The 16,277-nt window shown below is 39.5% G+C and carries 13 protein-coding genes and 1 pseudogene; 2 read left to right on the top strand and 12 right to left on the bottom strand.

Annotated elements, in window-relative coordinates:
• Nucleotides 1–29: 29 nt before the first annotated feature.
• The 10 genes and pseudogenes from F3H00_RS10735 to F3H00_RS02105 all read right to left on the bottom strand — a co-directional run.
• Nucleotides 30–755, bottom strand: a pseudogene (locus tag F3H00_RS10735) (cache domain-containing protein); the annotation flags it as partial.
• A gap of 235 nt (nucleotides 756–990) precedes the next feature.
• Nucleotides 991–1,413: an EamA family transporter gene (locus F3H00_RS02145; protein WP_148798266.1), complete on the bottom strand. Its 423-nt coding sequence runs from the start codon at nucleotides 1,411–1,413 to the stop codon at nucleotides 991–993.
• A 45-nt stretch (nucleotides 1,414–1,458) separates the two neighbouring features.
• On the bottom strand, nucleotides 1,459–2,382 hold the full coding sequence (locus F3H00_RS02140; protein ID WP_148798264.1) for a Dyp-type peroxidase: 924 nt from the start codon (nucleotides 2,380–2,382) through the stop codon (nucleotides 1,459–1,461).
• 20 nt (nucleotides 2,383–2,402) lie between these two features.
• Nucleotides 2,403–3,098: a DUF4230 domain-containing protein gene (locus F3H00_RS02135; protein WP_149703677.1), complete on the bottom strand. Its 696-nt coding sequence runs from the start codon at nucleotides 3,096–3,098 to the stop codon at nucleotides 2,403–2,405.
• A 104-nt stretch (nucleotides 3,099–3,202) separates the two neighbouring features.
• Nucleotides 3,203–4,414 carry a threonine ammonia-lyase gene (gene ilvA / locus F3H00_RS02130; RefSeq protein ID WP_103560567.1) on the bottom strand — a complete coding sequence of 404 codons (1,212 nt, stop codon included), beginning with the start codon at nucleotides 4,412–4,414 and terminating at the stop codon, nucleotides 3,203–3,205.
• Between the two features lie 22 nt (nucleotides 4,415–4,436).
• A complete protein-coding gene (gene trmA / locus F3H00_RS02125; protein ID WP_148798260.1) occupies nucleotides 4,437–5,540 on the bottom strand; it encodes a tRNA (uridine(54)-C5)-methyltransferase TrmA in 1,104 nt (367 codons plus the stop codon).
• A 2-nt stretch (nucleotides 5,541–5,542) separates the two neighbouring features.
• The gene (locus tag F3H00_RS02120) at nucleotides 5,543–7,237 is read right to left on the bottom strand and encodes a Na+/H+ antiporter NhaC family protein (protein WP_103648804.1); all 1,695 of its coding nucleotides are present in this window, start codon (nucleotides 7,235–7,237) and stop codon (nucleotides 5,543–5,545) included.
• 9 nt (nucleotides 7,238–7,246) lie between these two features.
• On the bottom strand, nucleotides 7,247–7,993 hold the full coding sequence (locus F3H00_RS02115) for an SDR family NAD(P)-dependent oxidoreductase (protein ID WP_084108443.1): 747 nt from the start codon (nucleotides 7,991–7,993) through the stop codon (nucleotides 7,247–7,249).
• 8 nt (nucleotides 7,994–8,001) lie between these two features.
• Nucleotides 8,002–9,213, bottom strand: a complete 1,212-nt coding sequence (locus tag F3H00_RS02110) for an ankyrin repeat domain-containing protein (protein ID WP_148798258.1) — start codon at nucleotides 9,211–9,213, stop codon at nucleotides 8,002–8,004.
• A 36-nt stretch (nucleotides 9,214–9,249) separates the two neighbouring features.
• On the bottom strand, nucleotides 9,250–11,835 hold the full coding sequence (locus tag F3H00_RS02105) for a bifunctional aconitate hydratase 2/2-methylisocitrate dehydratase (RefSeq protein WP_148798256.1): 2,586 nt from the start codon (nucleotides 11,833–11,835) through the stop codon (nucleotides 9,250–9,252).
• A 127-nt stretch (nucleotides 11,836–11,962) separates the two neighbouring features.
• Between F3H00_RS02105 and F3H00_RS02100 the strand changes: the two genes are divergently transcribed.
• Entirely contained in the window at nucleotides 11,963–12,421 is a 459-nt protein-coding gene (locus tag F3H00_RS02100; protein WP_148798254.1) for a methylated-DNA--[protein]-cysteine S-methyltransferase, read from the top strand.
• A gap of 263 nt (nucleotides 12,422–12,684) precedes the next feature.
• Here the strand turns inward: F3H00_RS02100 and lon are convergent, their stop codons facing one another.
• Together lon and F3H00_RS02090 are read right to left on the bottom strand one after the other, a co-directional pair.
• Nucleotides 12,685–15,102 (bottom strand): endopeptidase La, encoded by a 2,418-nt coding sequence (gene lon / locus F3H00_RS02095; protein WP_148798252.1) that lies wholly within the window; start codon nucleotides 15,100–15,102, stop codon nucleotides 12,685–12,687.
• Between the two features lie 8 nt (nucleotides 15,103–15,110).
• A complete protein-coding gene (locus tag F3H00_RS02090; RefSeq protein ID WP_103648809.1) occupies nucleotides 15,111–15,758 on the bottom strand; it encodes an outer membrane protein assembly factor BamD in 648 nt (215 codons plus the stop codon).
• Between the two features lie 112 nt (nucleotides 15,759–15,870).
• Here F3H00_RS02090 and fliW point away from each other — a divergent pair, with 112 nt between their 5' ends.
• Nucleotides 15,871–16,254 carry a flagellar assembly protein FliW gene (gene fliW, locus F3H00_RS02085; protein WP_054196362.1) on the top strand — a complete coding sequence of 128 codons (384 nt, stop codon included), beginning with the start codon at nucleotides 15,871–15,873 and terminating at the stop codon, nucleotides 16,252–16,254.
• Nucleotides 16,255–16,277 lie beyond the last annotated feature (23 nt).

Here is a 16,277-nt window from a genome sequence, read left to right as displayed (position 1 = left end):
CCCTGATCATTTATAGGAAGGACTTTAGCGGTTACGTTTTCGCCTTTATAGTTTGTATAAGGGATAAGTCCATTTTCATCAAATTTTTTAGCTGCAAAAACCTCAGCAATATATTTGCTAGCAGGAACGGTTTTACCAACATTGTTTGGGTCATTGTGCATTAGCATTAAGCCGTCTTTGTTCATTAAAAAGACGTAACCGTATTTCGTTTTACCCATTTCGAGAATTTTTTTACTTAAAGCATCTATATTTAAATCAAGCCCCAAAACACCATCAAAATTTCCATTTTTATTTACTGGAGCGGCAAAGCTAATTACTAAAGCATTAGACAAGGCAGCTTTGTAAGGTTCGGTATATATAGCACCATTTGCACTCTTTGCTGCTTTATACCAGCCTCTAGTTCTAGGATCGTAGTTATCGGCTGGAGTTGTTCTAGTTCCATCTGATTGGAAAAAATGTCCATCACTCTCGCGACCATAAAAAATATCAGTAACTAGATGACTAACGCTTTCTTTTTGCATTTTTGTTTTTTCCATGTACGAGTCATCATTATTTGGTATTTGTGCTATATCTGAAGCAGACTTTTTGGCAACTTCTAAATAATCTTCAAAAAAAGAATCCGTAGTAGCTTTGATGTCACTTAGAATCTGATCCTGGGTCTGGCTGACCAACTCTACTACCTTACTTTCCGCTGTATAGTAGCTGACTGCTGAAATAGCAGCAAACGAAATAACTAGCAATGAGATGATAATCATCGCTATCTTTGAAGTTATGGACTTCATCTTTCCTCCTTTAAAAAGTTATAATCGCTTTAATCTATCGAAAAAGAATTAAAATTAGTATTAAATTTACCCTCTATTTAATGCTTTTTAAAAATTAATAAAGATATCTTGATAATTAAAAATTTTTGAATAAATTTTAGATCACAAAATGCCATTAAATAAGCTAGTTTTGTTTTTTGTTATTTTGCTAGATATAGAGTATAAATTTTTACTTGAAAATCAATAAAATAACGCCTGAAATAATAAGACAAATGGCTAAAATTTCTTTGTAATTTAGCCTCTCACCAAGAAAGATGACAGCCAAAATAATAGCAATCACAACGCTAAATTTATCAACCAGCGCCACTCGATAAACCTTGCCAACTTGCATCGCTTTAAAATACATTAGCCAAGATAGCCCGGTAGCTATGCCACTTAGTATGAGAAAGAGCCAGTTTTTAGGGCTTAGCGAGCTTAGTGGCTGCCATTTTTTAGCCACACTTAGAAGTAAAACAAGCATAAAGACGACAACAATCGTTCTTATAAATGTTGCAAAATCGCTGTCGATGTCCTTTACGCCAAGCTTTGCAAAGAGTGCAGTGAGTGCAGCAAATATAGCCGAAAGGGCTGCGTAAATAAACCACTCTGGCATTTTTATTTAAAATTTAAAAGGGTAAGTTGCCTCACCCATTTAAATTTAGCCCTCATAATCGCTTAACATATCAACTGTTGGCACAAAATATAGCGCACCAGTAACAGGTGTGCTAAAGTCAAGTAGCCTATCTGAGTTGCCCTTTGGCTCGCCGATAAACATCTTTTTAAGCATAAGCTCAACTGTTGAAAATGTGCTCGCATAAGCGATGAAGTAAGTGCCAGTTTTGCTACCCTCAGTAAATGGCATATTGCCGCGCACAACCTTTTTATCATCGCCTACGTTTGCAGCAGCTGAGTGTGAATTGCTAGGTTTTACATCATCGCTCATCTCGATATCAAGTTCTTTTGAGCGGCCTATAACCTTTTCTTGCTCGCTTACGCTTGTGGCGTTCCACTCTTGCATTTTATGAAAGTATTTTTGCACAAAAACGTAGCTTCCACCCTTAAATTTAGCATCCTCGTCGCCAACTTTAGCAAAGAAATCTCTCTCCTCGCCCTCAGGATTTTCAGTGCCATCAACAAAGCCTATTATCGCCCTACCGTCATGATACTTAAAGCCTTGCGTCTCGTCTGTAAGCTCTGCAAATTTAAAAAGCACGGCCTTTATCGCTTGAGCCATATCGAAGCAATCAGGCGCATTTAAGGCGCGGATATGGATGTGGATATCGCCCTTTGTGCTAACAGCCTCATGTTTATCGCCTTTTATTGCTTTAAAATTTACAAGCTCTTTTGGCAGATCTTTTGAAATTTCAAGCTTTTTCCAAGCATCATGACCCACGCCAAGGACGCAGTTTACATTTTCATTTGCGCCAAATCTAATCTTGGCAGTTTTATTTAAATTTACAACCAAGGCGCAAAGCTCGGCAAAACCCTCTTTACAAGCCTTTTTATCATCTTTTAAAACCCAAGTTTGAAAGACCGTGTTGTTGCCTGGTGTCTGCGTGACTTCCTGTGAATTTACGCTCATTTTTTCTCCTTTTTAAAATTTTATGCAATATTTTCTAAATTTAGTTGCGAGCCGATCTGCTCATCATTATCGTCAAAAATAAACTCAACTTTGTTTGCCCCAAAGCTCTTTGCGATCGCTTCAAGCGTATCGCGAGCTGATTTATGAATTTTACTTTGAAGCTGTGAGATAAGGCGAACGCTCATCTTTTTGACTTCGTTTCTAGCTTCTTCTATTAGTCTATTTTTATCTTCTTCTGTAAAAGTGCTACCAAAAAAGCCATTTAGCGAGTCAGGCAGTAAAAATGGTATAAATTTGCCGTTTTTCTCATCGTAAAATTTCATATCGGCGATTGAGAATTTATACTTGCAAGGAGGCATTTTTATCTTATAGCTAGAGTTTGCGATCTGCGTGATCTCGAGCTTTGGGCTAGTTAGATCGTAGATGAAATTTATCTCAAACTCAAATATCATCGAAAGCTTCTTCTCGCTTATAAGCCATCTTAGATACTCTTTGCCAAAATTTCCAAACGCATGATCGGTTTTTGTGACGATCTCTTTGCTATAAACTTGAAAAACTGAAAGCTCGCCAATGCTTTTAAGCTGTGAAATTTCAGTGCTGACTGAGAGATTTTCGCTATCATCTTTTGCCTTTTTTAACGCCTTATTTGACCTATAAAATGCAAATGCCAAAACAGCTAGTAAGATAGCTAATATCAAATTTGCATATTCGCTCATTTTTTCTCCTTTAAAGCTTGCTATTTTAGCTTAAATTTGTAAAGCAAAAGGAATTTTAGCTTGTTTTTTTGCTACCTTGAAATCCACAAAATAGCAAAAAATTTTTAAAACAATTGAGAAAATGAAAAACCACTTTTTTCAAGCACTTCTTTGATCTTTTCTTGATGCTCAAGACCCTTTGTCTCAAGCGTGATCGTAATACTTGCATCGCCATAATCAAGCCTTGTTGAGAAGCGATCGTAGTCGATCTTGACGATGTTTGCATTTGCTGATTTTAGGCTATCAGTTAGGCTCATGAGCGCTCCTGGCTTATCCACAAGTGTGATTTGCAAGGTCATCTTGCGGTGAGACTTGATAAGACCCTTTTCGATGATGATAGAAAGCACCTGCACGTCGATATTTCCACCACTTAGCACCACACCTATCTTTGCACCTTTTTTAAATTTGATCTTATCATGCATAAGTGCTGCCACGCCAGCTGCACCAGCTCCTTCCACAACGATCTTTTGCGTCTCTAGCAAAAACAAAATCGCAGTTGCGATCTCCTCATCATCAACTTGCACAAATTCATCAACGCACTCAATAATATTTGCTAATGTGATCTCGCTCGCATCACGCACAGCGATGCCATCAGCTATGGTGCGGACTGATTTTGAGTTTATGCTCTTTTTAGCACCGTAGCTATTAAACATCGCTGGAGCGCCTTTTGCACCGACACAGATTACTTTTGTCTTTGGATTGACCTGCTTTATACAACTAGCCACACCACTAGCTAATCCGCCTCCACCAACTGGGACGATGACTATATCAAGGTCGCTTATCTCATCAAGCATCTCAAGCCCCACAGTGCCTTGTCCTGCCATGACATACTCGTCGTTAAATGGGTGAACAAAGGTCATACCCTTATCTTTAGCGTAATTAACCGCAAAAGCGTACGCCTCATCGAAATTATCACCTTTTAAAATAACCTCTGCGCCAAGGTCTTTTGTACCAGCAACCTTTAGAAGCGGGGTTGATTCTGGCATGATGATACAAGCGTGTACGCCAAATTCTTTCGCGCTTATCGCTACGCCTTGAGCGTGGTTGCCAGCACTTGCAGCCACGACACCACGCTTTCTCTCCTCATCACTTAGGCTAGCTATTTTATTGTAAGCGCCTCTTATTTTATAAGCTCCGGTTCGTTGTAAATTTTCCTCTTTTAGATAGATGCTTGCTCCCAAATTTTTACTAAGTTTTGCACTCAGAGCAAATGGAGTTTTATTTACGAAATGACCTATCGTAATCTTTGCTTGGATGATTTTATTTAGTGAAACCATTTTTTATTTTTCCTTTTTTAAATTATTCCTTTGCCCTTAGTAGCACGCCACACTCGATGTGATGAGTGTTTGCAAACTGATCAAAAATGGCAAATTTTATCACTTTATGGCTTTTACAAGGCTCTTTTAAATTTTCTTTTAGAGTCTCTGGGTTGCACGATATATAGATGATATTCTTAAAATTTTTGATGAAATTTACGACACTTTCGCTTAGTCCTGCACGAGGCGGATCAACAAGGACATGAGAGAAGTTAAAGTCGCTTAAATTTATATCCTTGAGCCTATTAAATTCCCTAACACCAGCAAATGCGCTCATAAGCTCATCAGCATCCATACGCAAAAATTTGATGTTTTTAGCCTTGTTTAGCTCACAATTTTTAAGGGCATTTGCGATCGAGCTCTTTGAAATTTCAGTGGCGAGAACGTTTTTAAATTTAAACGAAAGCGGAATAGTAAAATTTCCATGTCCGCAGTAGAGCTCAAGAAGGTCAGCACCGCCTTGTACGCACTCTTTTGCCCAAGCTATCATCTTTTCGTTTACGGCTCTATTTGGCTGGATAAAGGCATTTTCAGATAGGCTAAATTTATAAATTTCACCGCCAACGTCTAGCTCATCAATCAAATTTAGCTCACAACTTAGCAGCTTTTGCCCACGAGATCTAGCAAGTATGGTGACACTAAGCTTGTTAGCTAAAATTTTCATAGCTACCCCAAACTCGCCATCAAGCCTTTTATGATAAAGAAGTGTGACCAAAATACCGCTTTTACAAGATATAAATTCCACTCCAAAAAGCTTTGCGCGCAGTATTTCACTCTCTTGCAAGTTATAAAGCAAGCTTGGCATAAGCTCTGAAATTTGCTCGCAAACCTTTGGACAATCATCTATAAAGACCTTTTTACCCTTTTCGCTTGCATGCATCGTATAGCAAAGCTTGCTGCCTTCGTGCCAGATGCCAAACTCAGCTCTTGTGCGGTAGTGTTTTGGCGTTGAGCTAAAAACATCAAACTCACCATCATAAAACTCTGAAAAATTTTGTTTTACAAGGTCAGTTTTAAATAAAATTTGCTCATCGTAAGGAGTAAAAAGAGTGCAAGAGCCGCACTCTTTTAAATAATTGCAATCCAAATTTATGCTTCTACTTTCTTTCCAACAAATCTAACTAGTGCCCAAATCGCTAAAAATCCGCAAGGAAGCGCGATCCAAACGCTAAGACCAAGTGCAACCGGCAAGTAACCAACTAGCACACAAACCGCACAAACGCTAAGCGCATAGACCATTTGAGTCGATACGTGATCGATATGGTTACATCCTGCGCCCATTGATGAAAGTATCGTAGTATCCGATATCGGTGAGCAGTGATCGCCAAAGATCGCACCTGTAAGTACGCCTGAAATATTTACGATCATATATGCATGCATCGCATCGCCCTCTAGGCCGTAGTTTTTGCCGACAGCATAAGCTAGTGGGATAGCTAGAGGCATTAAAATTCCCATCGTGCCGTAGCTTGTTCCAGTCGAGAAGCTAATAAACGAACCAAGGATAAAAACAGCAACTGGCAATATAAATTTAGGTGTAGAAGAGCTTAATAAATCAACCAAATATCTTGATGTGCCAAGCTCTTTGATAACAGCACTAAGGCTCCACGCAAGAAGTAAAATCACAACCGTAATTATCATAGTCTTCCAGCCTTTTACCCATGTGCTGATAGCCTCTTTTACGTCAAAAATTTTACGCCAAACGCCCATTGTGATAGCTACGATACTAGCAAGTAATGCTGCTTGAAATAGCGATGTAGCTGAGTCTGCTGCGCCAAAAGTATCTTTAAATGTAGAAAATGAAAGCGGATTGGCAAGTGCATTTTTAAGAGCATCACCCTCAAGTGCAGCAAGACCACTAAAGTAAAAACTAGTAAAAGCACCAATAACTAGCACAAGAAGTGGCACGACAGCGTTTGAGGCACTTAGTTTTACGCCTTCTTTTGGCTCAAGAGTTTTGTCTTCAAGGTCTTGAATTTGAGTTTTACCTGAGTGAAGTTCGCCCTTTCTAGCACGTCTTTCAGCTAATAGCATTGGGCCGTATTCACGTTGCATCAAGGCAGTACAAACGATGAAAAACAGTATAAAAAGGTTGTAAAATCTATATGGAATTGTCTCGATAAATATAGAATAAGCGTTAATTCCAGTCTCTCCAACTAGCTCATATCCCTTTTCAATGAGTGAAACCTCAAGGCCAACCCATGTCGAGATGATAGCAATACCAGCGATCGGTGCCGCAGTAGCATCGATGATAAAAGCTAGTTTTTCGCGGCTTATTTTAAATTTATCGCTTATTGGTCTCATAATAGGGCCAACGATTAGGGCATTTGCGTAGTCATCGAAAAATACAAAAATTCCCATGAGCCAAGTTGAAATTTGAGCCGAGATACCTGTTTTTGCCTTTTTGCTAAGCCAAAGAGCGACCGCCTTTGTACCGCCCATCTTTGTGATGAGTGCGACCACACCGCCGATACAAAGTACCTGAAGCAAGATACCAGAATCAGTCTTATCAGCCATTGATTCAACGACCCTTGAGACGATACCTGTAAAGCCTTTTACGATACCCATAAAGATGTTTTCATTGATGATGTTTATGAGAAACGTTCCGCTAAAAACACCGATAAATAGCGACAATATAACGTCTTTTGTGATAAAAGCAAGTGCTATTGCCACAACAGGCGGTATAAGCGTGAAGACGCCGTAAATTTCAGCGTTTCTCTTTGCCACTTCTGGATCGACACCAAAAAGCGCAACGCTAAAAAAAAGTAATAATAAAATTTGTCTCACAAGAACTCCTTAAAATTTTTCTATCGCAAGCCCAGCCCAAGTCTGCGTATTTGCCATGACTTCGACTCTATTTATGTTGACACTTCCGGGCATATTTAGACAATTTACCAAAATCGTCGCGATATCCTCAGATGTGATGAAATTTGTATTTTCATAAAGACTATCCGCCTTTGCCTTATCTCCTCTAAATCTAACCTCGCTAAATTCGGTCTTACAAAGCCCTGGCTCGATGTTTGTGACTCTAATATTTGTGCCGACTAGATCGTTTCTTAAATTTAGACTAAACTGCTTCACAAAGGCCTTTGTAGCACCATAAACGTTACTTCCAGGATATGGCCATGAGCCAGCTGTCGAGCCTAGGTTAAATATATAGCCCTTTTCTTGCTTGTAAAGTAGTGGCAAAACCGCCTTTGTTGAGTAGATAAGACCCTTGACATTTGTGTCTATCATCGCCTCAAAGTCCTCCACCTTCGCATCTATCGTCTTCTCAAGCCCAAGCGCCATGCCAGCGTTGTTTACAAGCACTTCTATGTCCTTAAATTTATCAGGCAAGCTCTCAACCGCTTTAAAAACAGCCTCTTTGTCGCGTATGTCAGCTACGATAATATGCGTATCGCCAAGCTCTGCTGCAAGCTTCTTTAGCCTATCTTCGCGCCTTGCAAGAGCGACTATCTTGTAGCCCTCTTTTGAGAGTCTTCTGGCGATCGCCTCGCCAAATCCAGATGTTGCACCAGTTACAAAAGCTGTCTTTTTCATGATTTTTCCTAATTGAAATTTGGTTTTAAACCTAAATTTTCTAAAAATTTGATCGTATTTTCGTTTTGTTCTTTCATGGCATAGTCAAGCGCGTTAAATCCAGCATCATCAGTGGCGTTAATATCAGCACCATTATCCATCAAAAGCTTTAAAATTTCTGGCGTTGCATGAGCTGCTGCGTGCATAAAAACGCTTCTATTTGTGTGTTCTAATCCACATGTATCTTCGACTTGCGTCATACCCAAATTTATCATATTCATCTTGGCATTTTCATCTATGTAGCTCTCATTGGCATTGGCACCATTTTTTAGCAAAAGCTCACAAAGTGGCTTATCGCTAAACTGCACAGCATAAAAAAGCGCACTTTTTCCAAAGAAATTTTTGTGATTTACATCGGCTTTATTTGCAAGTAAAATTTTTACATTTTCTATATTTTTTAAAGCAAAAAATAGCGGCGTCTCATCACCCAAATTCACATCGGCCCCACGCCTTATGATCTCTTTTATCATATCGCTACTTTTTTCGTTTAAAAGTGCGATATTAAGTAAATTTGTAAGCTCAGCGGTACTGAAATTTTTCGAGTAGAGTAAATTTGCCAGCTCATCGGAATTTATCCTTTGAGCCATTATATTTTGCTCAGGTGTTAAAATTTTAGCTTTATTTACACTTTTACCGACACCAAAAGTCAAAAACTCATTTACTACGCTAGTTGCGTAGTAAGCGGCACTTGGCGTATCAAGTCCAAGGCTTTCATAAAATTTTACAAGCGGAGTTTGAGCGTTTTTGTAAGCTTCGATAAATTTTTTATATTTTAAAAAATTAAACAAGCTCTCGTTTGCCCAGTATCTAAGATACTCCATTCTAGCGTCTTTTTCGCTCTCAGCAACCTCTGGCTTTGCAAGCTCTTTTTGATAAAACTCGGGAGCAAATGATGCTTTTAGCAAAAGCCATCTAAGCTTATTTAAATTTTCTTTATAAACTCTATTACCAACGCAGCTTTGAGACTCGCTTCTCACAGCCACGCTTGCATCAAAAAGCTCTTTTACCTCTTTTAAGTTTAAAAGTGAGTCATCACAGTAAAATAGCCCTTCATTCGTGTAAGCAAGATCGTTTGGAGTAGTTTTAAAGCTCTCTTTTTTGGCAAGATCACTGCACTCTAAAGCGTGTAAATTTATCAAAGAACAAACGCTAAAAAAGAGAAAAAAAACTACTTTTTTCATCAAAGCTCCTTAAAATTTCGCGATATTGTAACAAATTTATATACTAAACTCGCTTATTTCATTAAAATTTAGATATTTATAAATTTCATCTTTATTTAAGCTAAGGCTATCTTTTACTATCTTTTTATATTCATCTACACTTGGTAAACGCCCAAGTAGCGCACAAACAGCGGCTAACTCGGCACTTCCTAGATAGACCTTCGCACCCATACCCATTCTGTTATCAAAATTTCTAGTTGATGTAGAAAATACCACTGCATTGTCGTTTACTCTTGCTTGATTGCCCATACAAAGCGAACAGCCTGGCACCTCTGTCCTTGCGTTTAATCTTTTAAAAATTTCATAAACGCCTTCATCTTCAAGTGTGCTTTTATCCATCTTTGTCGGCGGTGCTATCCAAAGTCTAGTTGTAAGCTTGCTCTCATGCTCCAAAATTCTAGCAAGTGCTCTATAATGACCGATATTTGTCATACAGCTTCCCACAAAAACTTCATCGATTTTATGCACTCTTTTGTCATCAGCTAAAATTTCACTTAGCGTTGCCACATCGTCTGGGTCATTTGGACACGCCAAAATCGGCTCATCTATCTGAGCTAGATCGATCTCCAAAATTTCAGCGTATTTTGCATCTTTATCGGCTCTTAAAAGAGTTGGATTTTCAAGCCATTTTTGCATTTTTTCTTTTCGTCTAAGCAGAGTCTCACGGCTCTCATATCCAGCCTTCATCATCGCGTCAATTAGCGCAATATTTGATCGAACGTACTCCACAACGCTATCAACGCTTAAATTTACCACACAAGCCGCGGCCGAGCGTTCAGCCGAAGCATCACTTAGCTCAAACGCCTGCTCTACTTTTAAGCTCTCAAGCCCTTCTATCTCTAAAATTTTACCCGCAAAAACATTCTTTTTGTTTTTCTTCTCAACGCTTAAATGCCCTCTTTTGATCGCAAAATAAGGTATCGCATTGACAAGATCGCGAAGTGTCACGCCCTCTTTTAGCTCGCCTTTAAATTTGATCAAAACCGACTCTGGCATATTTAGCGGCATCATGCCAAGCACCGCTGCAAACGCCACTAGGCCGCTGCCCGCTGGAAAGCTGATACCAATAGGAAATCTCGTGTGACTATCTCCGCCAGTACCAACGCTGTCAGGCAAGACCATGCGGTTTAGCCAAGAGTGGATGACGCCATCGCCTGGTTTTAGACTCACACCACCACGTAAATTTATAAATTTTGGCAAGCTCTCATGCATCACAAGATCACTTGGCTTTGGGTAAGCAGCCGTATGGCAAAAGCTTTGCAAAACAAAATCCGCGCCAAAACTAAGGCTTGCAAGCTCTTTGACCTCATCTCTAGTCATCGGCCCAGTGGTGTCTTGTGAGCCAACAGTTAAAATTTCTGGCTCCACGTATGCCCCAGCTCTAACGCCAGCTACGCCACAAGCCTTGCCAACCATCTTTTGAGCCAGCGTATAGCCACCGCTCTGCTCTTTTGGCTGATCTGGCTTTATAAAAATTTGCTCCTCGCCAAGCCCTAGAGCCTCTCTAGCCTTTTTGGTCACTTGCCATCCTATCATAAGCGGTATCCTGCCACCTGCTCTTATCTCATCGCTTAGAGTATTTGGGTTTAGTTTAAAATTTGCCACTAGCTTTTTCTCGCTGCCAATAAGCTTATAAATTTCGCCTTTAAATGGATAAATTTCTATCTCATCGCCCATCTCAAGCTCATTTACGTTTGCAACTATCGGCAGTGCGCCGCTATCTTCGGCGGTGTTAAAAAATATCGGAGCTATGGTTGTGCCGATCACGACGCCACCCGTTTTTTTGTTTGGCACGCCCTCTATCTCATCGCCAAGGTGCCACTGGATCGAGTTTATACCGCTCTTTCTGCTGCTGCCAGTGCCGACCACGTCGCCAACATACGCCACTTTTTTACCACGAGCTTTAAGTTCTTTTAAAATTTCTAAACCCTCAGGCATCTTTTTAACAAGCATTGCTTTTGCATGAAGTGGTATGTCAGCCCTTGTGTAAGCCTCGCTCGCTGGACTTAGGTCATCAGTATTTGTCTCACCTGGTACCTTAAAAACGACAGCGTTTATACAGGCTTCAATTGGCTTTTTATGCGTAAACCACTCTGCATTTGCCCAAGAAACAAGCACCTCTTTTGCAAATTTATTGTTGCTACTTAGCTTCACTATCTCGTCAAAATATTCATGCACCAAGATAATATTTTTTAGCTCGTTTGCTGCGGCAAGTGCAATATTTTCATCGCTATTTTTTAGCGCTCGCACCAAAATTTCCACGTTATATCCGCCAAGCATCTTGCCTAAAATTTTAATGGCACGCATAGCGTCAAGACCGCTAACGGCAAGCCCATCTATCACTTCGCCAAGAAAGTTTGCCTTTATCTTCGCTGCGTCATCAACGCCAGGATTGATACGAGTTTCAAGCAAACTTATAAGAAATTTTAGCTCGCTTTGCGCCTTTTCGTCGCCACTAGACTTGCTGGCAAGCTTTATTAGCTCGCAAACTTCACTTGTTTGCTTGGCATTTAGCGCAAGCGGTGGCACGCCCTCTTTTTCTCGCTCGCTCACATGTTTTTCGTAGTCGGTAAAAAAGCTCATAAAATTCCTTTGTGGTTTTTGCTCGTTATTTTTAGTCTAAAAATCGCTAGTTTTGCTTGCATTTTATCAAAAAGCAAAACAAACTAAAGTAAAATTTGCCCAAATTTTCAAATTTCAAGGAGCAAATGTGTCAAAAGCTTACCTAAAATCTCCCATTGGAATTTTAGAGATTGTTGCCAGTAAAAATGGAATTTGTGAGATAAATTTTGTAGATAAATTTAAAAAAATAGCAGTAAAAGATGAAAATTTAAGGCTTTGTTTAGATGAGCTAGAGGCTTATTTTAAGGGTGAGCTTAAAAAATTTAGCATTAGACTTGATATAAAAACAACTAATTTTAGAGCAAAAATTTACGAGGCCTTACAAAAAGTACCATACGGAGAAACGACCACATACGCAGCTCTTGCACTTGCTGTAGGTCACAAAAATGCCTACCGAGCAGCAGGATCAGCCAATGCTAAAAATCCAGTGCCTATCATCGTCCCTTGCCACAGAGTGCTAGCCAGTAGCGGACTTGGTGGCTACTCTGGCGGAGATGGTCTACCAACTAAAATTTGGCTTTTAGAGCATGAAGCAAAGCATAAATAGCTAAAATTTACAGCAAAAAGTCTATCAAATTTTAAAATTTATGAACGAGCATATCACGGCTCTAAATTTAGCAGCGAGCTTTGTAAGACCTAGATTTTGTAAAAACATCTTTACAAATTTAATAGTCTGCCAAAGCAAATAGGCAAAGTTTTAATATTTATTTTTTATTCAAGAGTAAACAAGCTAGCCTAAATTTTTACTTCGTAGTATATTTATGAAAATTTCCTAGCCCCAAGTGAGGCTAAATGGGGCTAGGATTTGGATTATTTTTTAGTTACAAGAGCGTTTTTTAAGACATCCTCTATCGTATCTACGGCAATGATCTTCATGTCGCCCTTTACTTCAGCTGGGATATCTACAAGGTCGCGATCGTAGTTTTTACGAGGTATCAGAGCTGTTTTGATACCGGCTTTATGAGCAGCGATGAGCTTCTCTTTTAGACCACCGATCGGCAGCACTCTACCAGTTAGTGTAATCTCACCAGTCATTGCTATATCGTGTCTTACCTTTGTGTCGGTTAGTATAGATGCGATCGCGGTTGCCATCGTGATGCCAGCACTTGGGCCGTCTTTTGGTACAGCGCCCTCTGGCACGTGCAAGTGAAGATCGTAGCGCCTATAAACATCGCTGGCTTCGAGCTTACGCTTATCCTCATCTAGTTTTGGTACGATCGCCATCGGTACTTTTAGCTTTTTGTTATCTATCAGCACTTTAACGACGCTAAATGCGATGTGAGCGCTCTCTTTCATCACGTCGCCTAGCTGGCCAGTGATTTGCATACTACCTTTGCCCTGGATCCTTATGGCCTCGATCCTTAACACGTCGCCACCGACACTCGTCCACGCAAGGCCATTTACCAAGCCGATCTGATCTTTTTTATCCGCCGGCTCGATCTCATAGACCTTTTTCTCTAAAAATTCTTTCAAATTTTTAGCCGTGACGCTGATCTTGCCCTCGCTTTTTTTGGTGAGGATATTTTTGGCGACTTTTCTTAGTATGTCAGCGATCCTACGGCGTAAATTTCGCACGCCACTCTCTCTTGTGTAGTCGCTGATTATGAGCTCTAATGCATCTTTGCTTATGCTAACATCACTTGGTTTTAGTCCGTGCTTTTTAAGCTCCTGGGGCAAGAGATATTTTTTTGCAATCTCAAATTTCTCTTGTGGGGTATATGAGCTAAGCTCTATAAACTCCATCCTATCTCGAAGTGCGGCTGGGATCATACTCACATCATTTGCTGTGGCGATGAAAACAATCTTGCTAAGGTCAATATTGAAATTTAGGTAATAATCTCTAAATTTGTTATTTTGCTCAGGATCTAAAATTTCAAGTAAAACCGCAGTCGGATCGCCTCGGTAGCTTCTGCCAACCTTATCGATCTCATCTAGTACAACTACTGGATTCATCTGCTTGGCTTCGATGAGCCCTTGCACGATGCGGCCTGGCATAGCGCCTATATAGGTGCGGCGGTGGCCTCTTAGCTCGTTTACATCCTCAAGTCCGCCAAGAGCGATCCTAACTAGTTCACGCTTTAGCGCCTTTGCGATCGAGTTGGCAAGGCTTGTCTTACCAACACCTGGAGGGCCTGCAAAGCATAAAATAGCACCATTATTTACCTTTTCGCCAACGCCTCTAAGCTCCAAAAGCTCACGCAAAGCAAAATACTCTTCTATCCGCTCTTTTGGCTTTTCAAGACTGTAATGATCGGCATTTAGATGCTTGCTCACTTCGGTGATAGAGGACTTTTTCTTAGCTATATTTTCAAATGGAATTTCTAACACCCAGTCAAGATAGCTTTGCAAAGTATTTGCATCTGCCGAATCTGGGTGCATACGACTAAGTTTATCTATTTGTTTTTTGATCTCTTTGTAGGCGTCCTCAGCCATAAATTTTTTCTTCGCATCAAGCTTTTTGCGGTACTCTTCAAGCTCCTCTTCACGACTCGTATCAGCACCAAGCTCTGCTTGAATTTGCTTTAGCTGCTCCTTTAAAAAGTACTCTTTATTTGTCTTGTCGATCTTTGAATGGACTTTATTTTTTATCTCTTTTTGAAGCTTATTTGCCTCGATCTCTTCGATAACATAGTCGATGAGCTTTAGTAGGCGTTGCTCTAAATTTTCCTCTACAAAAAAGCTATAGGCGATCTGTTTTTTTAGGCGAAGTGCACTTGAGACTAGATCGCAAACCCTGATCGCTTCAGCACTCTCTTCGATAGTTTTTAAAAGATCTGGTGGAAAAAAGTGGCTAAACTGCGAAAGCTCTCTTACTTTTTCTCTTAAAACAACGATTAGTGCATCAGTTTTTACCTGAGAAGGGCGTTTGACATGGAGCATATCGACGATAGCTCGAAGTGGGTTTATGCCTGATTGTTTTAAAATTTTACCTTTATCAATGCCCTGGAATAGTACTTTTACGCGTCCGTCAGGTAGCGGCACACGGCGCATTATCGTGCCAATCACTCCAGCATCATATATGCCCTCAAAATCCCTAGCACCATCTTGTTGAGGTTTTGTAGGCACTACAAGTATCGGAGTCTCCTCTTGTATAGCAAGTTCAAGTGCCTTTAAATTTTCTTCATCGCTTAAAAAAAGCGGAGTTATCATAAATGGATATAAAAATAGCTCATCCTCAACAATGATGGGAATTTCGGTTGGGAAGCCTTTATTTTCGTTTATTTGCAAAATTTCTCCTATTCAAACAGTTTTCTATACCATGCCACGTCAGGTTTGATAAGATCTGAGTTTCTAAACGGCGACTCTTCAAGTTTTTGCTCATAAATTTTAGCCGATACGTCCCTGCCTGTTCTATTATAAAGATCAGCTATTTGCATATCTAAAAAGTAAAGTGCGAGCTTAAATTTTATAAGCATTGTCTCGATTAGTGGCTTGTATTCAGTATTTGGGTACATATAAAGAAATTTTTCGATCTCAGTTACGCTATCTTCCATAAGCTTTTGATTACGGTTTGGTTGAGTGAATGAGTCAAAATTTGCTTTTATCTTTAGGTACTGAGCAAACTCTGTTTTTGGGCCATTATCGCCGTATCTTTTGATGTACTCATCAAGATAGTGATTTGCCATTAGATACTCTTCATCATTTGCGTGAGCTTGGGCAAGGATAAGTAAAATTTGCTCCAAAAGTGGGCTTGCTACGTGTTCGCTTGCCATTGAAACATAGTGTTTATCGGCCGCTTCAAGATCACCATCTTTTATATCAGCGATAACCTGAGCATACCACTCATCAGGAGTTAGATTGTAAAGCTCGGTATATTTTTCAGCACAACCACTAAAAAGCCCCAAAAGAGCTACAACTGCTAGAATTTTAGAAAATCTTTTCATGCTTTTCCTTAAAAAGTTTAAATCCTCGTATTCTACATTTTTTGCTATTATTTTTGTATAAATTTTTTAAAACTATGATAAAATACGGCAACTTTACAAAATAGGAGTTAGTATGATTTTTAGTGTTAAAAGCCCTATTTTAGGCTTTGAGCATATTAAGACGATGGAGTTAATTGAACTTGATAAATTTTTTGTTAAGCTAGCAAGCAAAGATGATGAGACATCTTTTACAATGATAAATCCTTTTGCATTAAGAAGCTACGAATTCGATATTCCAAGCTATTATGAAGATCTTATGGAGATTAAAGAAAGCTCTCAACTTAGAATTTATAACATTATCGTTGTTGCACTCCCGCTTGAAAAATCAACTGTAAATTTTATAGCTCCTATCGTTTGCAATATGGACAACATGACCTTATCTCAAGTCGTTTTAGACATTGCCAAATATCCTCAGTATGGGCAAGCTGAAATGATAGAAAATTTTATACAAAAATAGTAGCTAAAGGCTTTTAAAAATCT

Origin of the sequence: Campylobacter concisus, from assembly GCF_902460845.1 — a bacterium.
GTDB classification, from domain to species: domain Bacteria; phylum Campylobacterota; class Campylobacteria; order Campylobacterales; family Campylobacteraceae; genus Campylobacter_A; species Campylobacter_A concisus_X.
This window is presented reverse-complemented; position numbering and strand designations above follow the sequence as displayed.

Coding starts and splice junctions, on each gene's coding strand:
- F3H00_RS02145 (WP_148798266.1), bottom strand. CDS start 1,413: ATGCCAGAGTGGTTTATTTACGCAGCCCTTTCGGCTATATTTGCTGCA.
- F3H00_RS02140 (WP_148798264.1), bottom strand. CDS start 2,382: ATGAGCGTAAATTCACAGGAAGTCACGCAGACACCAGGCAACAACACG.
- F3H00_RS02135 (WP_149703677.1), bottom strand. CDS start 3,098: ATGAGCGAATATGCAAATTTGATATTAGCTATCTTACTAGCTGTTTTG.
- ilvA (WP_103560567.1), bottom strand. CDS start 4,414: ATGGTTTCACTAAATAAAATCATCCAAGCAAAGATTACGATAGGTCAT.
- F3H00_RS02115 (WP_084108443.1), bottom strand. CDS start 7,993: ATGAAAAAGACAGCTTTTGTAACTGGTGCAACATCTGGATTTGGCGAG.
- F3H00_RS02110 (WP_148798258.1), bottom strand. CDS start 9,213: ATGAAAAAAGTAGTTTTTTTTCTCTTTTTTAGCGTTTGTTCTTTGATA.
- F3H00_RS02105 (WP_148798256.1), bottom strand. CDS start 11,835: ATGAGCTTTTTTACCGACTACGAAAAACATGTGAGCGAGCGAGAAAAA.
- F3H00_RS02090 (WP_103648809.1), bottom strand. CDS start 15,758: ATGAAAAGATTTTCTAAAATTCTAGCAGTTGTAGCTCTTTTGGGGCTT.
- fliW (WP_054196362.1), top strand. CDS start 15,871: ATGATTTTTAGTGTTAAAAGCCCTATTTTAGGCTTTGAGCATATTAAG.